General features: G+C 71.5%; 4 protein-coding genes. All 4 read left to right on the top strand.

What is annotated here, in order from left to right; genetic code table 11:
- Positions 1-1,956 (top strand): ABC transporter ATP-binding protein, encoded by a 1,956-nt coding sequence (locus tag ACGFWE_RS08380; protein WP_352381629.1) that lies wholly within the window; start codon positions 1-3, stop codon positions 1,954-1,956.
- Complete coding sequence (locus ACGFWE_RS08375) at positions 1,956-8,543, top strand: amino acid adenylation domain-containing protein (RefSeq protein ID WP_393598716.1); 6,588 nt, start codon at positions 1,956-1,958, stop codon at positions 8,541-8,543. The genes ACGFWE_RS08380 and ACGFWE_RS08375 overlap by 1 nt, the downstream gene beginning before the upstream one ends.
- Complete coding sequence (locus ACGFWE_RS08370) at positions 8,537-13,117, top strand: amino acid adenylation domain-containing protein (RefSeq protein WP_393598714.1); 4,581 nt, start codon at positions 8,537-8,539, stop codon at positions 13,115-13,117. The genes ACGFWE_RS08375 and ACGFWE_RS08370 overlap by 7 nt, the downstream gene beginning before the upstream one ends.
- 71 nt (positions 13,118-13,188) lie before the next feature.
- On the top strand, positions 13,189-26,922 hold the full coding sequence (locus ACGFWE_RS08365) for an amino acid adenylation domain-containing protein (protein WP_393598713.1): 13,734 nt from the start codon (positions 13,189-13,191) through the stop codon (positions 26,920-26,922).
- The last annotated feature ends 74 nt before the right edge of the window (positions 26,923-26,996 follow it).

Here is a 26,996-nt window from a genome sequence, read left to right as displayed (position 1 = left end):
ATGAAGGCGCACAAGGACGCGCTTCTCCTTCTTCTGCTGCTCACCGTGGTGGATTCCCTCATCGTGGTCTCCACGCCTTTGCTCCTCAAGAAGATCATCGATGACGGAATACTCAAGAACGACGCGGGAGTTGTCACCGAGATCGCCCTTGTCGTCGCCGGGCTCGCCGTTCTCGACGCGCTCACGCAACTCGTGCAGAGCTATTACTCCGGCCGAATAGGGCAGGGCATCAGCCACGATCTGCGCGTCCAGGCGTTCAAGCACGTGCAGCGGCAGCCGATGGCCTTCTTCACCCGCACCCAGACGGGACTGCTCTCCAGCCGCCTGAACGGCGACGTCATGCTCGCCCAGCAGGCCCTCACCACACTCCTCGCATCGGCGACCAGCGTGCTGACCGTGGCCCTGGTCCTCGCCGAGATGTTCTACCTGTCCTGGCTCATCAGCCTGATCGCCGTGCTCACGCTGCCGCTGTTCATCGTGCCCAGCATCTACGTCGGCCGGCGCCTGCAGCACTACTCACGCGAGCAGATGCAGGCCAACGGCGAGCTGGGCGGCATCATCCACGAGCGCTTCAACGTCGGCGGAGCCATGCTCGCCAAACTCTTCGGGCGCCCGGACCAGGAGGCCGCCGCATTCGAGGCACGCGCGGGCGAGGTGCGGCAGGTCGGCGTCATCTGGACGGTCTACAGCAGGCTCTCGTTCATCATCATGGCGCTGCTCGCCTCCCTCACCACCGCGCTCGTGTACGGCGTCGGCGGCAGCATGGTCCTCAACGACGTCTTCCGCATCGGCACCCTGGTGGCGCTGGCCACCCTGCTCGGCCGGCTGTACGGACCCATCACGCAGCTGTCCAGCCTCCAGTCCAACGCGCTGACCGCGCTGGTCAGTTTCGACCGGATCTTCGAGGTGCTCGACCTCAAGCCCCTCATCACCGAACGGCCGGACGCGAAGGCACTGCCCGCGCCGGGCAGCGGACCCGCACCCGAGATCGAGTTCGACAACGTGTCCTTCCGCTATCCGCGCGCCAGTGACGTGTCCCTGGCCTCCCTGGAGTCCAACGTGCTCTCCCCGGCCGAACGGGCCAAGGAGACCCCGGAGGTCCTCCACGACATGAGCTTCCGGGTCCCGTCCGGCAAGCTCACCGCCCTCGTCGGACCGTCGGGCGGCGGCAAGACGACCACCACCCACCTCGTCTCCCGCCTCTACGACCCCACCTCGGGGAGCGTGCGGATCGACGGCCACGACCTGCGCGAGGTCACCCTCGACTCACTGCGCCAAGTCGTCGGCGTGGTGAGTCAGGACGCGCACTTCTACCACGACACGATCCGCGCGAACCTGTTGTACGCACTCCCCGAGGCCACCGAGCAGCAGCTGATCGAGGCCTGTGACGCCGCCCAGATCGGCGAGCTGATCCGCTCGTTGCCCAGCGGCCTCGACACCGTGGTCGGCGACCGCGGCTACCGGCTCTCGGGCGGCGAGAAGCAACGACTGGCCCTCGCCAGGCTGCTGTTGAAGGCTCCCTCGGTCGTGGTGCTCGACGAAGCCACCGCGCACCTGGACTCCGAGTCCGAAGTCGCCATCCAACGCGCGCTGAAGACCGCGCTGCGCGACCGGACCTCCGTCGTGATCGCACACCGTCTGTCCACCATCCGCGAGGCCGACCAGATCCTGGTCGTCGACGGGGGCCGGGTGCGCGAGCGCGGCACGCACGAGGAACTCCTCGCGGCCGGCGGGCTCTACGCCGAGCTGTACCACACCCAGTTCAACAGGACCGGGATGAACGGCTCGGGCGCCGACGCCCCCGACGAAGAACCCGTCCTCCGGGGGCCGGTCGTCGGCGGTGGCCCCGTACTTGGCGGCGGGCCCGTGCTCGGCGGGGGCCCGGTGCTCGGCGGGGGGCCTGTCCTGGGCGGCGGTGGCCCGCATCAGGGCCGCCGAATGAAGGGAGAACGGTGATGGGCCAGGCGGATCCCACTTTGTCTCAGCCTCCGGTCCCGGAGGGACTCCGCCCCTTTCGGCCGGTGCCGGAGTTGATCGCTGAGCGGGTGGTGTCGGTGCCGGGTGCGGTGGCCGTTGCTGGTGGTGAACGTCCTTTTTCCTACGGCGAGTTGTGGGAGGCGTCGGGGCGTTGGGCGGCGTATTTGGCCGGTGTGGGTGTGGGTCGGGGTGATCGGGTTGTAGTGGTGTTGGAGCGGTCGCCCGAGTTGGTTGCGGTGTTGTTGGGTGTGTGGCGTGTGGGTGCCGCGTATGTGCCGGTGGATGTGGGGTCTCCGGCGGAGCGGGTTGCGTTCGTGGTGGCGGACGCGGGTGCGGTGTTGGTGGTGGATGATCTGCGGGCCGCGGACGGGGTCCGTGATGGTGGTCTGTTGGTCCCGGTGGATGCCGGTGATGTCGCGTATGTGATGTACACGTCCGGTTCTACTGGTGTGCCGAAGGGTGTGGCGGTTCCGCACGGCAGTGTCGCGGCTCTGGTGGGTGAGAGCGGCTGGCAAGTCGGGTGTGACGACGTGGTGTTGATGCATGCTCCGCATGCGTTTGATGTGTCGTTGTTCGAGGTGTGGGTGCCCTTGGCGGTCGGCGGACAGGTGATGGTGGCCTCGCCAGGGGCCGTTGATGCGCAGCGGATGCGCGCTTACGTGCGGCGCGGAGTGAGTGCGGTGCATGTGACGGCGGGATCTTTCCGGGTGTTGGCGGAGGAGGCGCCGGGGTGTTTCGCGGGGTTGCGTGAGGTGCTCACCGGTGGGGATGTGGTTCCCGCGCGGTCGGTGGCGCGGGTGCGGGAAGCGTGCCCCGATGTCGCCGTGCGGCACATGTATGGGCCGACGGAGACGACGTTGTGCGCGACGTGGCATGTGCTGGCTCCCGGTGATGCCGCGGCGTCGGTCCTGCCCATCGGACGTCCGCTGTCCGACCGGAGGACCTATGTGCTGGACGCGTTTCTGCAGCCGGTTCCGCCCGGCACGGTGGGCGAACTGTACGTATCCGGCGCCGGGTTGGCGCGCGGTTACTGGGATCGTCCGGCGTTGACGGCTGAGCGGTTCGTGGCGTGCCCGTTTGCTGCGGGGGAGCGGATGTACCGCACCGGAGACCTGGTCCGTGTCGCCGCCACCGGTGAGTTGCTGTTCGTCGGTCGCGCGGATGCGCAGGTGAAAGTCCGGGGCTTCCGCGTCGAGTTGGGTGAGGTCGAGGCGGTGTTGTCCGCGCATCCGGCCGTGTCCCAGGCGGTGGTGGTGGCTCGTGAGGACGTTCCGGGTGAGCGTCGTCTGATCGGCTATGTGGTGGCGGACGGCCAGGTGGTGGAGGGCTCGTCGGTCCGTACGTACCTGGCCGAGCGGCTTCCGGAGTACATGGTGCCGGCCGCTGTTCTGGTACTCGACGGGCTGCCGGTGACGCGTAACGGCAAGGTGGACCGGGCTGCTCTGCCTGCCCCGGATTTCGCCGGCAAGGTGACCGAGCGGGCGCCGCGCACCGATGCCGAGCGTGTGTTGTGTGAGCTGTTCGCCGAGGTGCTGGGGCTTGAGCGGGTCGGTGTCGAGGACAGTTTCTTCGAGCTCGGCGGCGACTCCATCATGTCGATGCAGGTGGCGTCGCGGGCTCGTGGAGCGGGTCTGTTCTTCACGGCGGAGGACGTGTTCCGGCAGCGGACGCCGGCGCGCCTGGCCGCGGTCGCCGCGCGCGCCGAGGAAACGGGGCCGGCCGGTGACCGGCGCGCCGGGTCACTCCTGGCGGATCTGGACGAGGAGGACGCGGAGCAACTGCGGGACCGGGTGCCGGACATGGTGGACGTCTGGCCGCTGTCACCCCTCCAGGAGGGGCTGCTCTTCCATGCCACGTTCGACGAGCGGGGTCCCGACGTGTACGCGAGCCAGCGGATGCTGGCGCTCGACGGTCCGCTGGACGTGGACCGGTTGCGGGCTTCGTGGCAGGCGCTCCTCGCCCGGCACGCGGTACTGCGCGGGAGCTTCCACCAGCGCGCGTCCGGCGAGACGGTGCAGGTCATCGCGTCCTACGTGGAGCCACGTTGGCGCGAGGCCGATCTGACGGGGCTCGCGCCGGACGCCGTACCCGGTGAGCTGGCGCGGCTCGCCGATGCCGAGCGGATGGAGCGGTTCGATCTCGGGGACGCCCCGTTGCTACGGCTGCTGCTGATACGTCTGGGCGCGGACCGGTATCGCCAGGTCGTCACCGTCCATCACGCGCTGGTGGACGGCTGGTCCACGGATGTCGTCTTCGCAGAGCTGTCCGAGGTGTACGCGGCCGGTGGCGACGCCTCGGCGCTCGCACCCGTCACCTCGTACACGGAGTACCTGGCGTGGCTGTCCCGGCAGGACAAGGAGGCGGCGCGCGAGGCGTGGCGGGCCGAACTCGACGGCGTGGCGGAACCCACGCTGGTGGCACCCGAAGGGGTTGGGACGCAGGCGGTTCCGGAGCCGGTGTCCTTCGAGCTGTCCGATGAACTCACGGGCGCGGTGGCGGAGTTGGCGCGCTCGCAGGGTGTGACCGTGAACACCGTGGTGCAGGGCGCCTGGGCGCTGGTCCTCGCCCGCCTCGTGGGGCGCACGGACGTCGTGTTCGGCGCCACGGTGGCGAGCCGGCCGGCGGAACTTCCCGGGGTCGAGTCGGCGGTCGGTCTGTTTCTCAACACGCTGCCGGTACGGGTGAGTCTGGCAGCGGAGCAGCCGGTCGCCGGAATGCTGGCGGACCTGCGGGACCGGCAGGTCGCGCTGATGGCCCGGCAGCATCTGGGGCTCCGGGAGATCCACCAACTGGTCGGGGCTGGCGCGGAGTTCGACACGCTCGTGGTGTACGAGAACCTTCCTCGTACGCCCGGGGCAAGGGCGGGCGTCGGCCCTCGGGGGACGGGATCCGGCGGTTCCCTGAGCGTACGTACTGTCGGCGACCCGCAGGACCGGGGTCACTATCCGATGGCCCTGATCGTGATGCCCGACGAGCGGCTGCGCGGCCATCTCGTCTGCCGGCCGGACGTGGTCGACCGGGCCCGGGGGGAGTCGGTGGTGGCATCGCTGATCCGGGCCCTGGAACAGATGGCGGCGGATCCGTCGACGCCGGTGGGACGGCTCGACGTGCTCGGCGCGGCGGAACGCGCGCAGGTCGCGGCACAGTCCGGCACCACCGCACGGGAACACGCGCGCCGGGTGGGCGCCGGGGAGCCGGCACGGTCGTCGGATCTGGTGCCGGAACTGTTCGCCCGGCAGGCCGCGGCCACGCCCACCGCGGTGGCGCTGGTGGACGGCGCCCGGACGCTGACGTACGGCGAACTCGCCGTCGGCTCGGCGGGACTTGCTCGCCGCCTCGTGCGGGCGGGCGTGGCCCCGGAGACCCGGGTGGCCGTCGTCGCCGACCGTTCGGCGGAACTGGTGGTGGCCCTCCTCGCGGTGGCGACGGCCGGCGGGGTGTACGTCCCCGTCGACCCGGGACTTCCCGAGGCGCGGATGCGTCTGATCCTCGGCGACGTCGCGCCTCCGGTCCTGGTGTGCACGAGTGCGGCCCGCGACGCCGTACCGCCGGACTTCAACGGCCGTCTCGTGGTCGTGGACGAGGTCGTGGACGACACCGCGGCGGCCGAGGTGGCGACCGCCCGCGCCGAAGCCCCTGTGCCGGATCACGGTCACCCCCGGCCGCTGACCGCCGACCACGCGGCGTACATCATCTACACCTCGGGTTCCACGGGCACCCCCAAGGGCGCGGTCGTCCCGCACCGCGGTCTGCGCAACCTGGTCGCCGACCGTCTGGAGCGCTACCGGATCGGCGCCGACAGCGCGGTGCTGCAACTGGTCCCGCCGAGCTTCGACGTGTCGATGGCGGACATCTGGCCGGTGCTGTGCGCGGGCGGCCGACTGGTCCTCGCGCCTGCGACGAAACACCACGCGAGCGGCGAGGACCTGGTCCGGCTGATGTGCGCCGAGCGCGTCACCCATGTCGCGATGACCCCGACCGTCCTCGCCCAACTCCCGCCGCAGGAGCTGACATCGCTGCGGGTGCTCGTCGTCGGGGGTGAACCCCTGCCGGACGATCTGCGCGGGCAGTGGACGGCGGGCCGCGAGGTGTACAGCGAGTACGGGGTGACCGAGGCGACGGTCGCCTCGACAGTGAGCCGCCCGCTCGGGCACCCTGGCGACGCCCCGGGCACACCGCCGATCGGCCGCCCCATCGCCGGTACAGGGGCGTATGTACTGGACGCCTTCCTGCACCCGGTGCCCCCGGGCGCGGTCGGTGAGCTGTACGTGTCCGGGGACGGCCTCGCACGCGGCTACCTGAGCCGGCCGGGCCTGACGGCACAGCGCTTCGTGGCCTGCCCGTTCGCCCCCGGGCGGCGGATGTACCGGACGGGCGACCTCGCGCGCCGGACGGGCGACGGCGAACTCCGCTACGCGGGGCGGGCCGACGCACAGGTGAAGGTGCGCGGGTTCCGGGTGGAGCCCGGAGAGATCGAGGCGGCGCTCGCCGCGCACCCCGAGGTGGGCCGCGCCGTCGTCGTCCTGAGGCAGGACCGCCAGGGCGAACGACGCCTCGTCGGCTACGTGGTGCCGCGCGGCTCGGGCGGCGTCGACCCCGAGCTGGTACGGGCGTACGCGGCCAAGGAACTGCCCGGCCACATGGTGCCCGCGGCCGTCCTCGCCCTCGACGCGCTGCCGGCCACCCACAACGGGAAGGTCGACGTCACGGCCCTGCCCGCCCCCGACTTCGCCGAGCTGAGCTCCGGCCGGGCTCCCCGGGGCGCGGCCGAGGAGATCCTCTGCGCGACGTTCGCCGAAGTCCTGGGCCTTGAGCACGTCGGCGCCGACGCCAACTTCTTCGCGCTGGGCGGCGACTCGATCACCTCGATGCAACTGGTGAGCAGGGCGCGCCGGGCGGGGGCGTTCTTCGGTGCCCAGGACGTGTTCGAGCACAGGTCACCCGCCGCGCTGGCCCGGGTCGTCCGACTCGGCGACAGGACGCCGCACGGAGCGGACGGCGACGCGGACGAGGGCGAGATCGTCTGGACGCCCGTGATGCGGGCCCTGGGGGAGCGGGCGGCCATGGGCCCCGGATTCACCCAGTGGATGGTGATCGGAACCCCGCCGGACCTCGACGCCGACACCTTGACGGCGGGCCTGCGGGCGCTGCTGGACACGCACGCCATGCTGCGCGCCCGTACCGAGGCGGACGGGACCGGGCCCCGACTCGTCGTGGGCCGCCGCGGCTCGGTCGACGCCGCCGGCCTCATCACCCGCATCGACGCGACCGGGGCGAGCGCCCAGGAGCTGGAGGAGCTGGCGGACCGCGCCGCACGGGAGGCGGACCTGCGCCTCGAACCGAGGTCCGGGGTGATGCTCCAGGCGGCATGGGTGGACGCGGGCGCCGGACGCGTGGGCCGACTGGCCCTGGTCGTCCACCACTTGGCGGTCGACGGCGTCTCGTGGCGGATCCTCGTACCGGACCTGCGGACCGCCTGCGAAGCGGCCGCGGCCGGACGGCGGCCTCGACTCGACCCGGTCGGCACGTCCTTCCGGCGGTGGTCGCGGCTGCTCGCCCAGGAGGCGGCCGCGCGGCACCGGGTCGCGGAACTGGACGCCTGGACCCGCGTGCTCGACACCCGTGAGCCTCCGCTGGGGGCACGGGAGCTGGATCCGGAGCGCGATGTCGCGGCGGACGAACGACACCGCTCGTGGGTCGTGCCCCCGCAGCAGACCGCCACGCTGACGGGCCGCACCCCGGCGCTGTTCCACTGCGGCGTGCACGAGGTGCTGCTCGCCACGCTCGCCGGCGCGGTAGTGCACGGGCGGTCCGGCAGCGGCGCAGGGGCCGTCCCCGGTCGCCCTGTCGCTCACGGAGCGGGTACGCACACACGGACCGTCTCTGACGGAACGATCCTTCTCGACGTCGAGGGGCACGGGCGCAAGCCGGTCGGCGACGCGGATCTGCTGCGCACGGTGGGCTGGTTCACCAGCGTGCACCCGATCCGCCTCGATCTGGCCGCCATCGACGTGACCCGCGCCCTGGCGGGCGGACCTGCCGCGGGAACGCTGCTGAAGGCCGTCAAGGAACAGGCACGCACGGTGCCCGGCGACGGCCTCGGCCACGGGCTGCTGCGCCACCTCAACCCCGACACGAGCCCGGTGCTCGCCGCACTGCCCGTGCCCCGGATCGGGTTCAACTATCTGGGCCGCTTCCCCGCGGGAAGCCGCGAGGGCGCCCTCGCACCGTGGCAGATGGCCGGCCAGGACGCGATCGGCGGCTCCTCCGACCCGGCCATGCCCACCCTGCACGCGCTCGAAGCGAGCGCGGCCGTACGGGACACCCTCGACGGCCCGGAACTGACCATCACGCTCACCTGGCACCCCGCGGTCCTCGACGACGCGGCCGCGGACCGCCTCGGCCGCCTCTGGCTCGACCTGCTCGCGGGTCTGGCCGCACACACCACGCACCCCGCGGCGGGCGGGCACACCCCGTCCGACTTCCCGCTCATCGAGCTCGCCCAGGACGAGGTCGAGCAGTTCGAAGCGATAGCAGCAGAGCTCGAAGGAGGACGGACATGGTGACTTCGTCAACCCCCGCCGAAGCAGCGGCACGCGCCGAGGGGCCCGCGACGGCCGCGAAGGGGTCCGCACTCGCGGAGGTCTGGCCCCTCTCGCCGCTCCAGGAAGGGCTGCTGTTCCACGCGGACCTCGACGGCCACGGACCCGACGTCTACACCGTGCAGAACGTCCTGGCCGTCGACGGCCCCCTGGTCCCGGCACGGCTCCGCGCCTCCTGGGAGGCGCTCCTGACCCGGCACGCCGCGCTCCGCGCGAGCTTCCAGCGGCGCAGGACGGGTGAGGCTGTCCAGATGATCACCCGCGAGGTCGTCCTGCCCTGGAGCGAGGCGGACGTGTCGCACCTGGCGGAGGAGGAGGCGTCGGCGCGGGCGGAGCGACTGGCCGCCGGTGAACGCGCCCACCGCATAGACCCGGCGAAGCCCCCGCTGCTGCGACTTCTCCTGATCCGGCTCGGCGAGCGCCGCCACCGCCTGGTGATGACGAGCCACCACCTCCTCATGGACGGCTGGTCGGCCCCCGTCCTCCTCAAAGAACTCACCGAGATCTACGAAGCCGGAGGCGACGCCTCGGGCCTGGCACCCGTGACGTCCTACCGTGAGTACCTGGCGTGGCTGGCCCGGCAGGACAAGGACGCCGCCCGAGCCGCCTGGCAGGCGGAGCTCGCCGGCGTGGCGGAGCCGACGCGAGTGGGGGCGACAGCGCCTACGGAGCAAGCGGAAGAGCCGAAAAGGGTCTCCGCGCATCTCTCCGAGGCGACGACCACGGCCCTCACCGAGCTGGCCCGTGCCCACGGTCTGACGGTGAACACGGTGGTGCAGGGGGCCTGGGCGCTGGTCCTGGCGCGCCTCGCCGGGCGTACGGACGTGGTGTTCGGCGCGACGGTCGCGGGCCGTCCCCCGGAACTCCCGGGCGCCGAGTCCATGATCGGCCTGTTCATCAACACGCTGCCCGTACGCGTACGGCTCGACGGCGCGCAGCCGGTGCTGGAGATGCTCCGGGACTTGCAGAACCGCCAGTCCGCACTGATGGCCCACCAGCACATCGGGCTCACGGAGCTGAAGCAACTCGTCGGCCGCGGCGCGGCCTTCGACACGCTCCTCGTGTACGAGAACTACCCGCTGCCGCCCGGCCGGACGCTCGCCCCGGACGCGCTCTCCGTGACCACCGAGACATCACGCCAGGCCACGCACTACCCAGTCTCACTGGGAATCTTCCCCGGCGAACGCCTTCGGGTGGGCGTGACCTACCGACCCGACCAGATCGACGCGGCGGTGGGAGAAAAGCTGGGCGGGCTGATCGTGCGGGTGTTGGAGGGGGTGGTGGCCGATCCGTCCGTGGTGGTGGGACGGGTGGGGGTGGCCGAGGTCGCGGAGCGCGTGCCGGCGGGTGAGGTGCGCGGTGGGGTGTCGGTGCCGGAGTTGATCCGCGGGCGAGTGTTGGCCGTGCCGGATGCGGTGGCCGTTGCTGGTGGTGAACGTCCTTTGTCCTACGGCGCGTTGTGGGAGGCGTCGGGGCGTTGGGCGGCGTATTTGGCCGGTGTGGGTGTGGGTCGGGGTGATCGGGTTGTAGTGGTGTTGGAGCGGTCGCCTGAGTTGGTTGCGGTGTTGTTGGGTGTGTGGCGTGTGGGTGCGGCGTATGTGCCGGTGGATGTGGGGTCTCCGGCGGAGCGGGTTGCGTTCGTGGTGGCGGACGCGGGTGCGGTGTTGGTGGTGGATGATCTGCGGGCCGCTGAGGGGGTGCGTGATGGTGGTCTGTTGGTCCCGGTGGATGCGGATGATGTCGCGTATGTGATGTACACGTCTGGTTCTACTGGTGTGCCGAAGGGTGTGGCGGTTCCGCACGGCAGTGTCGCGGCTCTGGTGGGTGAGAGCGGCTGGCAAGTCGGGTGTGACGATGTGGTGTTGATGCATGCTCCGCATGCGTTTGATGTGTCGTTGTTCGAGGTGTGGGTGCCGCTGGTGGCCGGGGCGCGGGTTGTCGTGGCGGAACCGGGCGTGGTGGATGCTTCTCGCGTTCGTGAGTTTGTGGCTGCGGGTGTGACGTCTGTGCATGTCACGGCTGGTCTGTTCCGGGTGTTGGCGGAGGAGGCGCCGGGGTGTTTCGCGGGGTTGCGTGAGGTGTTGACGGGTGGGGATGTGGTTCCCGCGCGGTCGGTGGCGCGGGTGCGGGAGGCGTGCCCGGACGTGGTCGTGCGGCACATGTATGGGCCGACGGAGACGACGTTGTGCGCGACCTGGCATGTGCTGGCTCCCGGTGATGCCGCGGCTTCGGTCCTGCCCATCGGACGCCCGCTGTCCGACCGGAGGACCTATGTGCTGGACGCGTTCTTGCAGCCGGTGCCGTCAGGAGTGACGGGCGAGTTGTATGTCGCGGGTGCGGGGTTGGCGCGCGGTTACTGGGACCGTGCGGCTCTGACGGCAGAACGCTTTGTCGCCTGCCCGTTCGCTGCGGGGCAGCGGATGTATCGCACCGGAGACCTGGTCCGTGTCGCCGCCACCGGTGAGTTGCTGTTCGTCGGCCGCGCGGATGCGCAGGTGAAGGTCCGGGGTTTCCGTGTGGAGTTGGGTGAGGTCGAGGCGGTGTTGTCCGCGCATCCGGCCGTGTCCCAGGCGGTGGTGGTGGCTCGTGAGGACGTTCCGGGTGAGCGTCGTCTGATCGGTTATGTGGTGGCGGACGGCCAGGTGGTGGAGGGCTCGTCGGTCCGTACGTATCTGGCCGAGCGGCTTCCGGAGTACATGGTGCCGGCCGCTGTTCTGGTACTCGACGGGCTGCCGGTGACTCGTAATGGCAAGGTGGACCGGGCTGCTCTGCCCGCCCCGGATTTCGCCGGCAAGGTGACCGAGCGGGCGCCGCGCACCGATGCCGAGCGTGTGTTGTGTGAGCTGTTCGCCGAGGTGCTGGGGCTGGAGCGGGTCGGTGTCGAGGACAGTTTCTTCGAGCTCGGCGGCGACTCCATCATGTCGATGCAGCTCGCGGCGCGGGCCCGCCGTGCCCACCTGCTCTTCAACGCGCAGGACGTCTTCGAGTACGAGACCCCGGCAAAGGTCGCGGCCGTGGCCCGGCTCGTGGTCCCGAACGCACCCGCACGGGACGCGGGCGTGGGTGAGGTGCCCTGGACGCCGGTCATGCGGGCGCTCGGTGAGCACGCGATTCACCCGCACTTCGCGCAGTGGACGGTCCTCGGTGCCCCGGCCGGCCTTGGCCGGGAGGTCCTGACCGCCGGGTGGAACGCGGTCATGAACACCCACGACGTGCTGCGTTCCGTGGTGGTGCGGAGGGAGAACGGCCCCCAGCTGCTCGTCCGTGCCCGAGGTGCGGTCGACGCCGGGGTGCTCGTCACGCGTGCCGACGCCACCTACGCCTCGGCCGACTCGCTGGACGGAATCGCGCGGGAGGCGGCGCGAGGCGCAGTCGAGCGGCTTGACCCGGCGGCGGGCGTGATGGCCCAGGTGGTGTGGGTCGACGCAGGTCCGGGGCGGACGGGACGGCTCGTGCTCGTGGCGCACCACCTGGTGGTGGACGGGGTCTCATGGCGGATCCTCGTGCCGGACCTGCGGCTCGCCTGCGAGGCGGTCGCGGCGGGGAGCGAGCCGAAACTCGATCCCGTGGCGACCTCGTTCAGGCGGTGGGCGGGCCACCTCGCGGAGCAGGCCACCGGCGTGAGCCGGACCGGTGAGACCGAAGAGTGGACGAGGCTGCTCGGCCGGCCCGAACCACGGATCGGCGCGGCGGCACTGGACCCCGCCCGGGACACGGCCGAGGCGATGCGCCACCGCTCATGGACCGTACCCGTCCGGGATGCCGTCACCTTGGTGGGCCGGACGCCCGCCCTCTTCCACTGCGGTGTGCACGAGGTGCTCCTGTCGACACTCGCCGGAGCCGTGACGCGGTGGCGCGAGGACCGTTCCACCGGGGTTCTGGTGGACGTGGAGGGCCATGGCAGGGAGTCGGTGGAGGGGCTGGATCTATCGCGGACGGTGGGCTGGTTCACCCGTACGCATCCGCTCCGGTTCGAGCTCGGCGGGGTGGACCTGGACGACGTGCCGGCCGGTGGTCCGGCGGCCGGCGTGCTGTTGAAGGTGGTGAAGGAGCAGGCGCGGGCGGTACCGGGTGACGGTCTCGGCTACGGGCTGCTGCGGCACCTCAACCCGGAGACGGGACCGGTGCTCGCCGCGCTGCCCAGTCCACAGATCGGCTTCAACTACCTGGGCCGCTTCAGCGCGACCGGAACCGGTGAACTCCCGCCCGCCGCCTGGCAGATGACCGGAGACACCGCGATCGGCGGCTCCGTCGGCCCGGACCTGCCCGCCCAGCACGTCCTCGAAGCGGGGGCTGTCGTCGTGGACACCGCCGACGGCCCCACGATCACCGTCATGCTGAGCTGGGCCGACCGGATCCTCGGCGACGCCGCGGTCGAACGCCTCGGCCGGGCCTGGCTCGACCTGCTCGGTGGCCTGGCCGCACACACGGCCGACCCCACGGCCGGCGGCCACACGTCCTCCGACTTCCCCCTCCTCGACCTCGGGCAGGACGAGGTCGACGCACTCGAAGCCGAACTCGGCGACGACATCTCCTAGCCCCCCGTCGGCATGCCCTGACCGCTCGATCCCGTACGTGCTCGAAGCAATGTGCTCTGAGGAGAGAAGCGATGACCCGATCCCTTGTCGAGGACGTGTGGCCGCTGTCGCCGTTGCAGGCCGGCCTGCTGTTCCATGCCGCCTTCGACGACGAGGGACCCGATGTCTACGTGGGACAGCGCATGGTCGACCTGGCCGGACCGCTGGACGCGGACCGGCTGCGGGTCTCGTGGGAGGCGCTCCTGGTCCGGCACGCGGCGCTGCGGGCCGGTTTCCGTCGGCGCAAGTCGGGCGCGTCGGTTCAGGTCATCGCGCGCGAGGCGGAGTTGCCCTGGCGCGAGGCGGATCTCTCGGAGCTCGCGGAGACGGACGCCTCGGCCGAGGCGGAACAGCTGGCCGCGCGGGAGCGGGACCAGCGGTTCGATCCCGCGGCGGCGCCGCTGCTGCGACTGCTGCTGATCCGGCTCGGCGCGGACCGGCACCGCCTGGTGGTCACCAGCCACCACCTCCTGATGGACGGCTGGTCCATGCCGGTCCTGCTGAACGAGTTGTCCGAGGTGTACGCCGCTGGGGGCGACGCGTCGGTCCTGGCACCCGTGACGTCCTACCGTGAGTACCTGGCGTGGCTGTCCCGGCAGGACAAGGACGCCGCCCGAGCCGCCTGGCAGGAGGAGTTGGCCGGCGCGGACGAACCCACGCTGGTGGTACCGGCGGACGCGGGCCGGGCACCCGCCACCCCGGAGAGCCTGATCAGGGACATCCCGGAAGACCTGACCGAGAGCCTGGTGCGGCTCGCCCGCGGCCACGGTCTGACCCTCAACACGGTGGTGCAGGGCGCCTGGGCGTTGGTCCTTGCGCGTCTGACCGGCCGTACCGACGTGGTGTTCGGCGCCACCGTTGCCGGACGTCCCGCGGACATACCCGGCGTCGAGTCGATGGTCGGTCTGTTCATCAACACCCTGCCCGTGCGGGTGCCGCTCGACGGCGCGCAGTCCGTCGTGCGCATGCTGGCCGAACTCCAGCAGCGTCAGTCTGCCCTGATGACGCATCAGCACATCGGACTGCCGGAGCTTCAGCAGTCCGTCGGCCCCGGCGCTGTCTTCGACACGCTCCTCGTCTACGAGAACTACCCGAGCCCCCCGACCGAGCCGACCGCCCCCGGCGCCCTCGCCCTGAGCGTCGCCCCCGGCCAGGAGACCGCGCACTACCCCCTCACGCTGGTGGCGGCCCCCGGCGACCGGATGCTCTTCAAGCTGGACTACCGGCCGGACCTCTTCGACCGTGCGACGGCGGAGTCCGTATTCCGCTGGCTGGTAAGGGTGTTGGAGCAGATGGCGCAGAATCCGTCCACGGCGGTGGGGCGCGTAGGAGTGCTGGACGCACCCGAGCGGGGCCTTGTCGTGGAGGGCTGGGGCGGGGCGTCCGGGGACGCGGCTCCGAGCGGCATGGTCCCGGAGTTGATCCGCGGGCGGGTGTTGGCCGTGCCGGATGGGGTGGCGGTGGTTGGTGGTGAACGTGCGCTGTCGTATGGGGAGTTGTGGGAGGCGTCGGGGCGTTGGGCGGCGTACTTGGCCGGTGTGGGTGTGGGTCGGGGTGATCGGGTTGTAGTGGTGTTGGAGCGGTCGCCTGAGTTGGTTGCGGTGTTGTTGGGTGTGTGGCGTGCGGGTGCCGCGTATGTGCCGGTGGATGTGGGGTCTCCGGCGGAGCGGATTGCCTACGTGGTGTCCGACGCGGGTGCGGTGTTGGTGGTGGATGATCTGCGGGCCGCGGACGGGGTCCGTGATGGTGGTCTGTTGGTCCCGGTGGACGCCGATGATGTCGCGTATGTGATGTACACGTCCGGGTCGACTGGTGTGCCGAAGGGTGTGGCGGTTCCGCACGGCAGTGTCGCTGCTTTGGTGGGTGAGTCGGGCTGGCAGGTCGGGTCTGACGACGTGGTGTTGATGCATGCTCCGCACGCGTTCGATGTGTCGTTGTTCGAGGTGTGGGTGCCGCTGGTGGCCGGGGCGCGGGTTGTCGTGGCGGAACCGGGCGTGGTGGACGCTCCCCGTATTCGTGAGCATGTTGCGGGTGGGGGCACTGCGGTGCATGTGACGGCGGGATCTTTCCGGGTGTTGGCGGAGGAGGCGCCGGGGTGTTTCGCGGGGTTGCGTGAGGTGCTCACCGGTGGGGATGTGGTTCCCGCCCGGTCGGTGGCGCGGGTGCGGGAAGCGTGCCCCGATGTCGTCGTACGGCACTTGTATGGGCCGACGGAGACGACGTTGTGCGCGACCTGGCGGGTGTGGAGGCCGGGTGAGCCCGTGGATGCGGTGCTGCCCATCGGGCGGCCTTACGGCAATCGGCGCGTGTTCGTGCTGGACGCGTTCTTGCAGCCGGTGCCGTCAGGAGTGACGGGCGAGTTGTATGTCGCGGGTGCGGGGTTGGCGCGCGGTTACTGGGACCGTGCGGCTCTGACGGCAGAACGCTTTGTCGCCTGCCCATTCGCTCCGGGGGAGCGGATGTATCGCACCGGGGATCTGGTGCGCTGGACGGACGACGGTGAGTTGCTGTTTGTCGGCCGAGCCGATGCGCAGGTGAAGGTCCGGGGTTTCCGGGTGGAGTTGGGTGAGGTCGAGGCGGTGTTGTCCGCGCATCCGGCCGTGTCCCAGGCGGTGGTGGTGGCTCGTGAGGACGTTCCGGGTGAGCGTCGTCTGATCGGCTATGTGGTGGCGGACGGCCAGGTGGTGGAGGGCTCGTCGGTCCGTACGTACCTGGCCGAGCGGCTTCCGGAGTACATGGTGCCGGCCGCTGTTCTGGTACTCGACGGGCTGCCGGTGACTCGTAACGGCAAGGTGGACCGGGCTGCTCTGCCCGCCCCGGATTTCGCCGGCAAGGTGACCGAGCGGGCGCCGCGCACCGATGCCGAGCGTGTGTTGTGTGAGCTGTTCGCCGAGGTGCTGGGGCTTGAGCGGGTCGGTGTCGAGGACAGTTTCTTCGAGCTCGGCGGCGACTCCATCATGTCGATGCAGGTCGTCGCCCGTGCTCGCCGGGAGGGCATGGTCCTCACACCTCGGCAGGTGTTCGCGGAACGGACCCCGGAACGCCTGGCCCTGGCCGCGGGCACGGTCGGGACGGACGACACCGGCACCGCCCGCCGCGACGACGGTGTGGGCGAGGTGCCCTGGACGCCGGTGATGCGGGAGTTGGGAGAGCCGGCCCTGCGTCGGAGTTTCGCGCAGTGGGCGATCGTGGGTGCTCCGGCCAGGCTTGAGCGGGACGTGCTGGTGGCCGGCGTGGCGGCCGTGCTCGACGCACACGACATGCTGCGGGCCACAGTCACGACGAGCGACGGGGAGTTCGGACTGTCCGTCGGCCCGAAGGGCTCCCTCGACGCCGCATCGCTGGTGACGCGCGTGCGGGTGCCGGACGCGTCGGCGGACTCGCCGGACGACGTCGCGGCGGAGTCGGCGCGCGAGGCCGCGGAACGCCTCGACCCGGCGGCGGGCGTGCTGCTCCAGGTGGTGTGGGTGGACGCCGGTCAGGACCGGATGGGCCGCCTGGCGCTCGTGGTGCACCACCTGGTGGTGGACGGGGTGTCGTGGCGCATCCTGCTGCCCGACCTGCGCGATGCGTGCGAGGCGGCGGCAGCCGGGCGCAAGCCGGAGCTCGACCCGGTGGGGACGTCGTACAGGCAGTGGGCGCGCCGGCTGAGCCAGGAGGCGAGCGGACAGCACCGGACAGCTGAGCTCGACGCCTGGACGGCCCTGCTCGGGGAGCCCGAACCAGCCCTCGGCACGAGGGGGTTGGACCCGGCCCTCGACACGGCACGGACGCTGCGCCGACGGTCGTGGAAGCTGGCGCCCGAGCACGCGGCCACGGTGCTCCGCCGGACGCCCGCCGTCTTCCACTGCGGTGTGCACGAGGTGCTGCTGGCCTCCCTGGCGGGCGCGGTCGCACGGTGGCGCGGGGACGGGTCTACCGGGCTGCTGGTGGATGTCGAGGGCCACGGCAGGGAGTCGGTGGAGGGGCTGGATCTGTCGCGGACGGTGGGCTGGTTCACCCGTACGCATCCGCTCCGGTTCGAGCTCGGCGGGGTGGACCTGGACGACGTACTGGCCGGTGGTCCGGCGGCCGGGATGCTGTTGAAGGTGGTGAAGGAGCAGGCGCGGGCGGTACCGGGTGACGGGCTCGGCTACGGCTTGCTGCGGCACCTCAACCCGGAGACGGGCCCGGTGCTCGCCGCGCTGCCCAGTCCACAGATCGGCTTCAATTACCTGGGCCGCTTCCGCGCGACCGGAACCGGTGAACTTCCGTCCGCCGCATGGCAGATGACCGGTGAGTCGGCGATCGGCGGTTCGGTCGACCCCGACACACCCGTCCTGCACGCCCTTGAGGCAAGCGCCACCGTACGGGACACCCCCGATGGGCCGGAGCTGACGTTTTCCCTGAGCTGGCCCAGCGGGCTGATGGATGAGGCCGAGGCAGTGCGGCTGGGCCGTGCCTGGGAGCAGGTCCTGAGCGGCCTCGCCGCCCACACCGAGGAACCCGCCTCCGGCGGACGTACGCCGTCCGACTTCTCCCTGCTGTCCTTGACACAGCACGAGGTCGACCAACTGGAGCGCCGCATACCGGAGCTGACGGACGTCTGGCCGCTGTCGCCGCTCCAGGAAGGGATGCTGTTCCACGCCACCTTCGAACAGGAGGGGCCGGACGTCTACCAGAGTCAGCGGCTCCTCGCTCTGGACGGGCCGCTGGACGCGGGGCGGTTGAAGGCGTCCTGGGAGGCGCTGCTCACCCGGCACGCAGCGCTGCGGGCGAGCTTCCACCGACGGGAGTCGGGCGAGGCCGTACAAGTCATCGCGGACGCAGTGCAGTTGCCCTGGCGGGAGGTCGATCTCTCGGGCCTGGCGGAGCGGGACGCCGAGGAGGAGGCGGAGCGGCTCGCCGAGCAGGAGCGGGCGGAACGGTTCGACCTGACCCGGGCACCGTTGCTGCGTCTGCTGCTCGTCCGGTTCGCCGGGGCACGGCACCGCCTCGTCATCACCAGCCACCACATCCTGGTGGACGGCTGGTCCATGCCCATCATCCTCACGGAAGTGTCCGGGCTGTACGCGGCGGACGGCGACCCCGCACAGCTCACCCCCACCGCCTCCTACCGGGAGTACCTGGAGTGGCTCGGGCGGCAGGACGTCGGGGCGGCCAGGGAGGCCTGGCGGGCGGAGCTGGCCGGTGTCGACGAGCCGACGCTGGTCGCCCCGGCGGACGCGGGCCGGCCGCCGGTCGTGCCCGACGTGTGCTCGGCCGAACTGTCCACGGAACACACCCGGGCACTCACCGCTTGGGCCCGAAGCCAGGGTCTGACGGTGAACACGGTGGTGCAGGGCGCCTGGGCGCTGGTCCTCGCGCGGCTCGCCGGGCGCACCGACGTCGTCTTCGGCGGCACCGTGGCCGGGCGGCCCCCTGAGCTTCCCGAGTCCGAGTCGATGGTCGGCCTGTTCATCAACACGCTGCCGGTACGGGTCCGCCTCGACGGCGCGCAAACCGTCCTCGAACTGCTCCGGACGCTGCAGGACCACCAGTCCACGCTCATCGCACACCAGCACCTGGGACTGCCGGCCGTCCAGCAACTCGCCGGTGCCGGCGCGGTGTTCGACACCATGCTGATGTTCGAGAACTATCCCAGGAGCGCGCCTGCCCTCTCCGCGCCCGACGAGGCGGCCGACGAGGTCTCGATCACCCCCGTGCACACCGTGGCCGGAACGCACTACCCGTTGGCGGTGGGAGCCATCCCCGCCGACCGGCTTCAGGTGCGTGTGACGTACCGGCCCGACCTGCTCGACCGGCGGACGGCCCAGGAAACAGCACAGCGGATCGTCCGCGTCCTTGAGCGGATGACCGCGAACCCGGCGGCACCAGTGGCACAGGTGGACCCGCTCGACACGGCGGAGCGCTCGTCCGTCCTGGGGGAGTGGAGCACGACGGAGGGAGAAGCGCCGGCAGGGGTGGTCCCGGAGTTGATCGCTGAGCGGGTGGTGTCGGTGCCGGGTGCGGTGGCGGTGGTGGGTGGTGAGCGTGCGCTGTCGTATGGGGAGTTGTGGGAGGCGTCGGGGCGTTGGGCGGCGTATTTGGCCGGTGTGGGTGTGGGTCGGGGTGATCGGGTTGTAGTGGTGTTGGAGCGGTCGCCTGAGTTGGTTGCGGTGTTGTTGGGTGTGTGGCGTGTGGGTGCCGCGTATGTGCCGGTGGATGTGGGGTCTCCGGCGGAGCGGGTTGCGTTCGTGGTGGCGGACGCGGGTGCGGTGTTGGTGGTGGATGATCTGCGGGCCGCGGACGGGGTCCGTGATGGTGGTCTGTTGGTTCCGGTGGATGCCGGTGATGTCGCGTATGTGATGTATACGTCTGGTTCTACTGGTGTGCCGAAGGGTGTGGCGGTTCCGCACGGCAGTGTCGCTGCTTTGGTGGGTGAGAGCGGCTGGCAGGTCGGGTGTGACGACGTGGTGTTGATGCATGCTCCGCATGCGTTTGATGTGTCGTTGTTCGAGGTGTGGGTGCCCTTGGCGGTCGGCGGACAGGTGATGGTGGCCTCGCCGGGGGCCGTTGATGCGCAGCGGATGCGCGATTACGTGCGGCGCGGAGTGAGTGCGGTGCATGTGACGGCGGGGTCTTTCCGGGTGTTGGCGGAGGAGGCGCCGGGGTGTTTCGCGGGGTTGCGTGAGGTGTTGACGGGTGGGGATGTGGTTCCCGCGCGGTCGGTGGCGCGGGTGCGGGAGGCATGCCCGGACGTGGTCGTGCGGCACATGTATGGGCCGACGGAGACGACGTTGTGCGCGACGTGGCATGTGCTGGCTCCCGGTGATGCCGCGGCGTCGGTCCTGCCTATCGGACGTCCGCTGTCCGACCGTAGGACCTACGTGCTGGACGCGTTTCTGCAGCCGGTCCCGCCCGGCACGGTGGGCGAACTCTACGTATCCGGCGCCGGGTTGGCGCGCGGTTACTGGGATCGTCCGGCGTTGACGGCTGAGCGTTTCGTGGCGTGCCCGTTCGCTGCGGGGGAGCGGATGTATCGCACCGGGGATCTGGTGCGCTGGACGGACGACGGTGAGTTGGTGTTCGTCGGTCGCGCGGATGCGCAGGTGAAGGTCCGGGGTTTCCGGGTGGAGTTGGGTGAGGTCGAGGCGGTCCTCTCCGGGCTCCCGGCCGTGTCCCAAGCCGTGGTGGTCGCTCGCGAGGACGTTCCGGGTGAGCGCCGCCTCGTCGGCTACGTCGTGCCCGAGGACCCGCAGGCCGGTGTGGACGCGGAGCGCGCTCGTGAGGAGACTGCGAGGCAGTTGCCGGACTACATGGTGCCCGCCGCCGTACTCGTTCTCGACAAGCTCCCGGTGACTCGTAACGGCAAGGTGGACCGGGCCGCTCTGCCCGCCCCGGACTTTGCCGGCAAGGTGACCGAGCGGGCGCCGCGCACCGATGCCGAGGCTGTGCTCTGTGAGCTGTTCGCCGAGGTGCTGGGGCTTGAGCGGGTCGGTGTCGAGGACAGTTTCTTCGAGCTCGGCGGCGACTCCATCATGTCGATGCAGCTCGTCGCGCGCGCTCGCCGTGCCGGTCTGCTCCTCGCGGCGCAGGACGTCTTCGCATCCCCGAGCCCCGCCGAACTCGCCGCGCTGGCCAAGCCCTTGGACGAGCCGACGGGCACGGGAGGACCCTCCGCATCCCTCTCCGAGCCGGGCGTGGGCGACGTGCCCTGGACGCCGGCGATGCGGGCGCTCGGGGAGCGAGGCCGACGCGGCAGGTTCGCACAGTGGACCGTGGTCGGCGCTCCGGCCGGGCTTGAGCGGGACGTGCTGGTGGCCGGCGTGGCGGCCGTACTCGACACGCACGACATGCTGCGGGCCGTCGTCGTGGTGACCGACGGGGCGGAGCCCGGGCTGACGGTGCGGAAGCGCGGCTCGGTACCGGCCGCACCGCTCGTCTCCCGCGTGGACGCGGTCGACGCTCCGGCCGAGTCCCTGGACGCCGTCGCGGACCGGGCCGCACGCGAAGCGACAGAGCGCCTCGATCCTGCGGCGGGTGTGCTGCTTCAGATCGTCTGGGTGGACGCCGGTCCCGAGCGGACCGGACGGCTGGTCGTCGTAGTGCACCACCTGGTGGTCGACGGACTGTCGTGGCGGATACTGATCCCGGACCTGCGAGCCGCCTGCGCAGCCGCGGCGGCCGGGCGGGAGCCCGAACTTCCCCCGGCGGGAACGTCGTTCAAGCGGTGGGCCGACCTGCTCGTCGAGGAAGCCGGCGCGGCGAGCCGGACCGCGGAACTCCAGAACTGGACGACCCGGCTGGGACAGCCGGAACCGCCGCTCGGGTCAAGGGAGTTGGACGGCTCCCTGGACACCGCGTCGACCATGGGCCGCCGTTCCTGGAACCTGCCCGCCCGGCACGCGGTCACTCTGGCCGGCCGGACCCCGGCGCTCTTCCACTGCGGTGTGCACGAGGTGCTGCTGTCGACGCTGGCGGGAGCTGTCACGCGATGGCGCCAGGAGAACGGGCGGGACAGCACGGCCGGAGTGCTCGTGGACATCGAAGGGCATGGCCGGGAGCCGGTCGCGGGCGCCGAACTCTCCCGCACCATCGGCTGGTTCAGCAGCATGCACCCCCTTCGCCTCGACGCGGCCGGCATAGATCTGGACGACGTGCTGGCCGGTGGTCCGGGGGCAGGGATGCTGTTGAAGGCGGTGAAGGAGCAGGCGCGGGCGGTGCCCGGGGACGGTCTCGGCTACGGACTGCTGCGGCACCTCAACCCGGAGACGGGCCCGGTGCTCGCCGCGCTGCCGAGTGCGCAGATCGGCTTCAATTACCTGGGGCGCTTCGCCTCCCACGGCGACAGTCACCTTCCGCCGGCCCCCTGGGAGATGTCCGGTGACGCGGCGATCGGCGGCTCCGTCGATCCCGACATGCCCGCTCAGCACACCCTGGAGGCGGGCGCCGCCGTACTGGACACCCCGGCGGGTCCCGAACTGACCCTCACCCTCATGTGGCCCACCGGCCTGCTCGACGACGCGGAGGTCGAACGGCTCGGCCGTCTCTGGCTGGACCTGCTGGCGGGGCTGGCCGCGCACACCGCGGACCCGGGAGCGGGTGGACGCAGCCCCTCCGACTTCCCCCTCCTCGGCCTCGGCCAGCGCGAGATCGACGAACTGGAAAGCCTGGTACCGGAGTTGGCGGACATCTGGCCGCTGTCGCCGCTCCAGGAAGGGCTGCTGTTCCACGCGGAGTACGACGACCAAGGACCGGACCTCTACGAAGGGCAACGCGTCCTGGCCCTGGACGGACCGCTGGACACGGAACGGTTGCGGGCATCCTGGGAGGCCCTGATCGCCCGGCATCCGATCCTGCGGGCGAGCTTCCACCAACGCGCGTCGGGCGAAGCGGTCCAGGTCATCGCACGTCACGTCCAACTGCCCTGGACGCAGGCCGACCTGGCCGGGACAGCGGAAGCGGACCGCGCGGCGGAGCTCGACCGGCTGTTCGCGGGCGAGCGGTCCCGGCGCCTGGACGTGACCTCCGCCCCGCTCCTCAGGCTGCTGCTCGTCCGGCTCGCGGCGGACCGGCACCTTCTCGTGCTGACCAGCCACCACATCGTCGCGGACGGCTGGTCGCTGCCGGTCATCATCACCGAGGTGTCCGCGCTCTACGAAGCGGGCGGTGACGGGCGGGCACTGCCGCCCGCGACCTCGTACCGCACGTACCTGGACTGGCTGCGCCGACGGGACGGCGAGACGGCGCGGGAGGCATGGCGAGCGGAGTTCGCCGGAGCCGACGAGCCGACGCTCGTGGCGCCCGCCCACCAGGGTGCGGCAACCGACGTACCGGAACGTGTGTCGTTCGAGTTCACCGAGGACGTCACCCGGGCGGTGTCCGAGCTGGCCCGCGCGCACGGTCTGACCGTGAACACGGTGGTGCAGGGCGCCTGGGCGCTGCTGCTCGCCCGGCTCGTGGGCCGTACGGACGTGGTGTTCGGTGCGACCGTCGCGGGACGCCCCGCGGACATACCGGGAGTCGAGTCGATGGTGGGGCTCTTCATCAACTCCCTCCCCGTGCGCGTGAATCCGGCAGCGGAGCAGTCCGTCGTCGCGATGCTGACCGACCTCCAGGCACGGCAGGTCGCGCTGATGGCCCACCAGCATCTCGGCCTTCCCGAGATCCGCAGGGCCGCCGGTCCGGGCGCGGTCTTCGACACCCTGCTCGTGTACGAGAACTACCCGCGCCCGCCCCTCAAGGAGCCCTCGCCGGACGCCCTGTCCATCCGCCCCGGACGGAAACCGGAGGACACCGGGCACTATCCGGTGACGCTGGTCGCGGTCCCCGGCGACCGACTGCACGGCGAACTCGTCTACCAGCCGGGCTCGTTCACGCAGGCCTGGGCCGAGGAGGCGGTGGCGTCGCTGTCGGACGTCCTCGCGCAGCTGGCGGCCGACCCGTCGGCGCCCGTGGCGCGTGTGTCCGTCCTCGGCGGAGCGCGCCGCGAACGCGTGGTGCGCGAATGGAACCGCACCGAGGTGCCCGTGCCCGCCGCGACCCTGCCCCAGCTGCTGCGCCGGCAGGTGGAACGGTCACCGGAGGCGACCGCCCTTGAGGGTGAACTCTCGCTCTCCTACAAGGAGTTGCAGGACCAGGCGGGCCGGTGGGCGCGCTATCTGATCGGTGCGGGCGTCGCGGCGGAGCGCCCGGTGGCGGTGCTCGCGCCGCGATCGGTGGCGACGGTGACCGCCGTCCTCGCGGTGTCCATGGCGGGCGGCGTCTTCGTCCCGGTGGACCCCGGATATCCGCCGGACCGGGTGGCGTTCCTCCTGGCGGACACCGACCCGTCCGTCGTGCTGTGCACCCGGCGGACCCGGGCCGCGGTGCCCGAGGGATACGGCGGACAGATCGTCGTCCTGGACGAGCCGGAGGTCGCGGAAGCCGTCGCCGCGTGCCGTCCGGGGCCTGTCGAGGACAGGGAGCGCCCGCTGCCGCTCGTCGCGGACAACGCGGCGTACGTCATCCACACCTCCGGATCGACCGGCACGCCGAAGGGAGTGGTGGTGCCGCACGCCGGTCTCGCCAACCTGGCGCGGGCGCAGATCGAACGCTTCGCCGTGGGCCCGGACGCCCGGGTGCTCCAGTTCGCCTCGCTCAGCTTCGACGCCGCGGTTTCCGAGCTGTGCATGGCGCTGCTCTCGGGCGGGACACTCGTCCTGCCCGACGAGACCGCGCTGCCCCCGCACGTGACCCTCGGTGAGGCGGTGCGCGCGGCCCGGGCGACCCATGTCACGGTGCCGCCGAGCGTCCTCGCCGCGGAGGAGGACCTGCCTGCCGGCCTGCGGACCCTGGTGGTGGCGGGCGAGGCGTGCACGCCGGCTCTGGTGGACCGGTGGTCCGCGCAGCACCGCATGGTGAACGCGTACGGGCCCACCGAGGCGACCGTGTGCGCCGCGATGAGCCAACCGCTGTCACCGGGTGCGGGCCAGGTGCCGATCGGCCGCCCGATGGCGAACGTACGCGCGTACGTCCTCGACGGCTTCCTCCAGCCGGTACCGCCGGGAACGACCGGCGAACTGTATGTAACGGGTCCCGGCGTGGCCCGCGGCTACTGGGGACGCCCGGGTCTCACCGCGCAGCGGTTCGTGGCCTGCCCCTTCCTGCCGGGGGAGCGGATGTACCGGACCGGTGACCTGGCACGCTGGACCGACACCGGTGAACTGGACTTCGTCGGCCGGGCGGACGCGCAGGTCAAGGTGCGCGGCTACCGCATCGAACCCGGAGAGGTCGAAGCCGTACTGGCCACCCATCCCGACGTCGACCAGGCTGTGGTGGTGGCGCGCCGGGACGGTCCCGGCGAGCGGCGGCTGGTCGCGTACGTCGTCCCGGCGTCCCCGGAGTCCGGGCAACTGGCAGCGCGACTCAGTGAGTTCGCCACCGCTCGGCTCCCGGGTCACATGGTGCCCTCGTCGTTCGTGCCGCTTGACCGTCTGCCGCTCACCGTGAGCGGAAAGGTGGACCGCCGGGCGCTGCCGGCGCCCGACTTCACGGGCCGGGTGCTGGGACGGGAGCCACGCACCGCGGCCGAAGCGCTGCTGTGCGGCCTCTTCGGTGAAGTCCTCGGGCTGGAGCGGGTCGGTGTGACGGACGGCTTCTTCGCGTTGGGCGGCGACTCCATCTCCTCGATGCAGCTGGCGTCCCGCGCCCGCCGTGCCGGGCTGATCGTCACCCCCCGGCAGGTCTTCGAGGAGAAGACCCCCGAACGCCTCGCGGCCGTGGCACGCCCGGCCGCAACCGGTGCGGCACCCGCCGCGGACGACACCGGGGTGGGCGAGGTGCCGTGGACCCCCGTGATGCGGGAGCTGGGCGCGGCGGCCCTGCGGCCCCGGTTCGCGCAGTGGACCGCGGTCGGCGCCCCGGCTGGGCTGGGGCTCGACGTGCTGGTGGCCGGCGTGGCCGCCCTGCTCGACACCCACGACATGCTCCGCGCACGGGTACTCACCGACGACGGCACGGAGCCGCTGCTGACGGTCCGCGAGCGTGGCTCGGTCTCCGCGGCGGACCTCGTCACCCGGGTGGCCGCGCAGGACGCGGCCGCGGGGATCGCCTCGGCCGACCTGGACGAGATCGCGGACCGCGCCGCCCGGGAGGCCGTTCTGCGCCTCGACCCGGAAGCGGGCGTGATGCTCCAGGTGGTCTGGGTCGACGCGGGCCCCGAGCGGCTCGGCCGCATCGTCGTGATGATCCACCACTTGGCCGTCGACGGCATGTCCTGGCGGATCCTGCTGCCCGACCTCGCCCTGGCGTGCGAGGCGGTGGCGGCCGGGCAGGAACCGGCCCTCGATCCCGTGACGATGTCGTTCGGGCGCTGGGCACGACGCCTGGTCGAACAGGCCGCCGGACCGGAGCGGACCGCGGAACTCGACACCTGGAAGGCACTTCTGGGCCAGCCCGAGACACCCTTGGGCAAGCGGGAGTTGGACCCGGCCCGGGACACCGCGGCAGCCATGCGCCGCCGCTCCTGGCGGCTGCCGCACGATGAGGCGGCCACCCTGGCGGCCCGTACGCCCGCGCTGTTCCACTGCGGTGTGCACGAGGTGCTCCTGTCGACGCTGGCGGGCGCGGTCGCGCGGTGGCGTGGGGACGATGCTTCCGGGGTTCTGGTCGATGTGGAGGGGCATGGCCGAGAGTCGGTCGAAGGGGTCGACCTGTCGCGGACGACGGGCTGGTTCACCAGCACGCATCCGGTGCGCCTCGATGTGGCCGGCCTAGACCTGGGGGAGGCGCAGGCAGGTGGTCCGGCGGCCGGGGCGCTGTTGAAGGCGGTGAAGGAGCAGGCGCGGGCGGTACCGGGTGACGGGCTCGGCTACGGGTTGCTGCGGCACCTCAACCCGGTGACGGGCCCGGTGCTCGCCGCGCTGCCCAGTCCACAGATCGGCTTCAATTACCTGGGCCGCTTCAGCGCGACCGGCGCCGGTGAACTCCCGCCCGCCGCCTGGCAGATGACCGGGGACAGCGCGATCGGCGGCTCCGCGGACCCGGACATGCCGTCCACCCACACGCTGGAAGCGGGCGCCGCCATCGTGGACACTGCTGACGGGCCCGAACTCACCCTCTCCATCGGCTGGGCGGGCCGGATCCTCGACGACGCCGAGGCGGAACGCCTCGGACAGAGTTGGCTCGACCTGCTCGTCGGCCTCGCCGCCCACACCACGGCCCCCGCCTCCGGCGGCCACACCCCGTCCGACTTCCCCCTGCTCGGCCTCGCCCAGAGCCAGATCGAGGAACTCGAAGCCGGACTCGCCGACGACATCCCCTGAGGGACCGCTCGCCCAACCGCTGTGCTCCGCAAGTGCTCGACCCGTACGTGCTCGCAGCAACTCGCTCTGAGGAG

Source organism: Streptomyces sp. NPDC048523, assembly GCF_043199815.1.
GTDB lineage: Bacteria > Actinomycetota > Actinomycetes > Streptomycetales > Streptomycetaceae > Streptomyces.
This window is presented reverse-complemented; position numbering and strand designations above follow the sequence as displayed.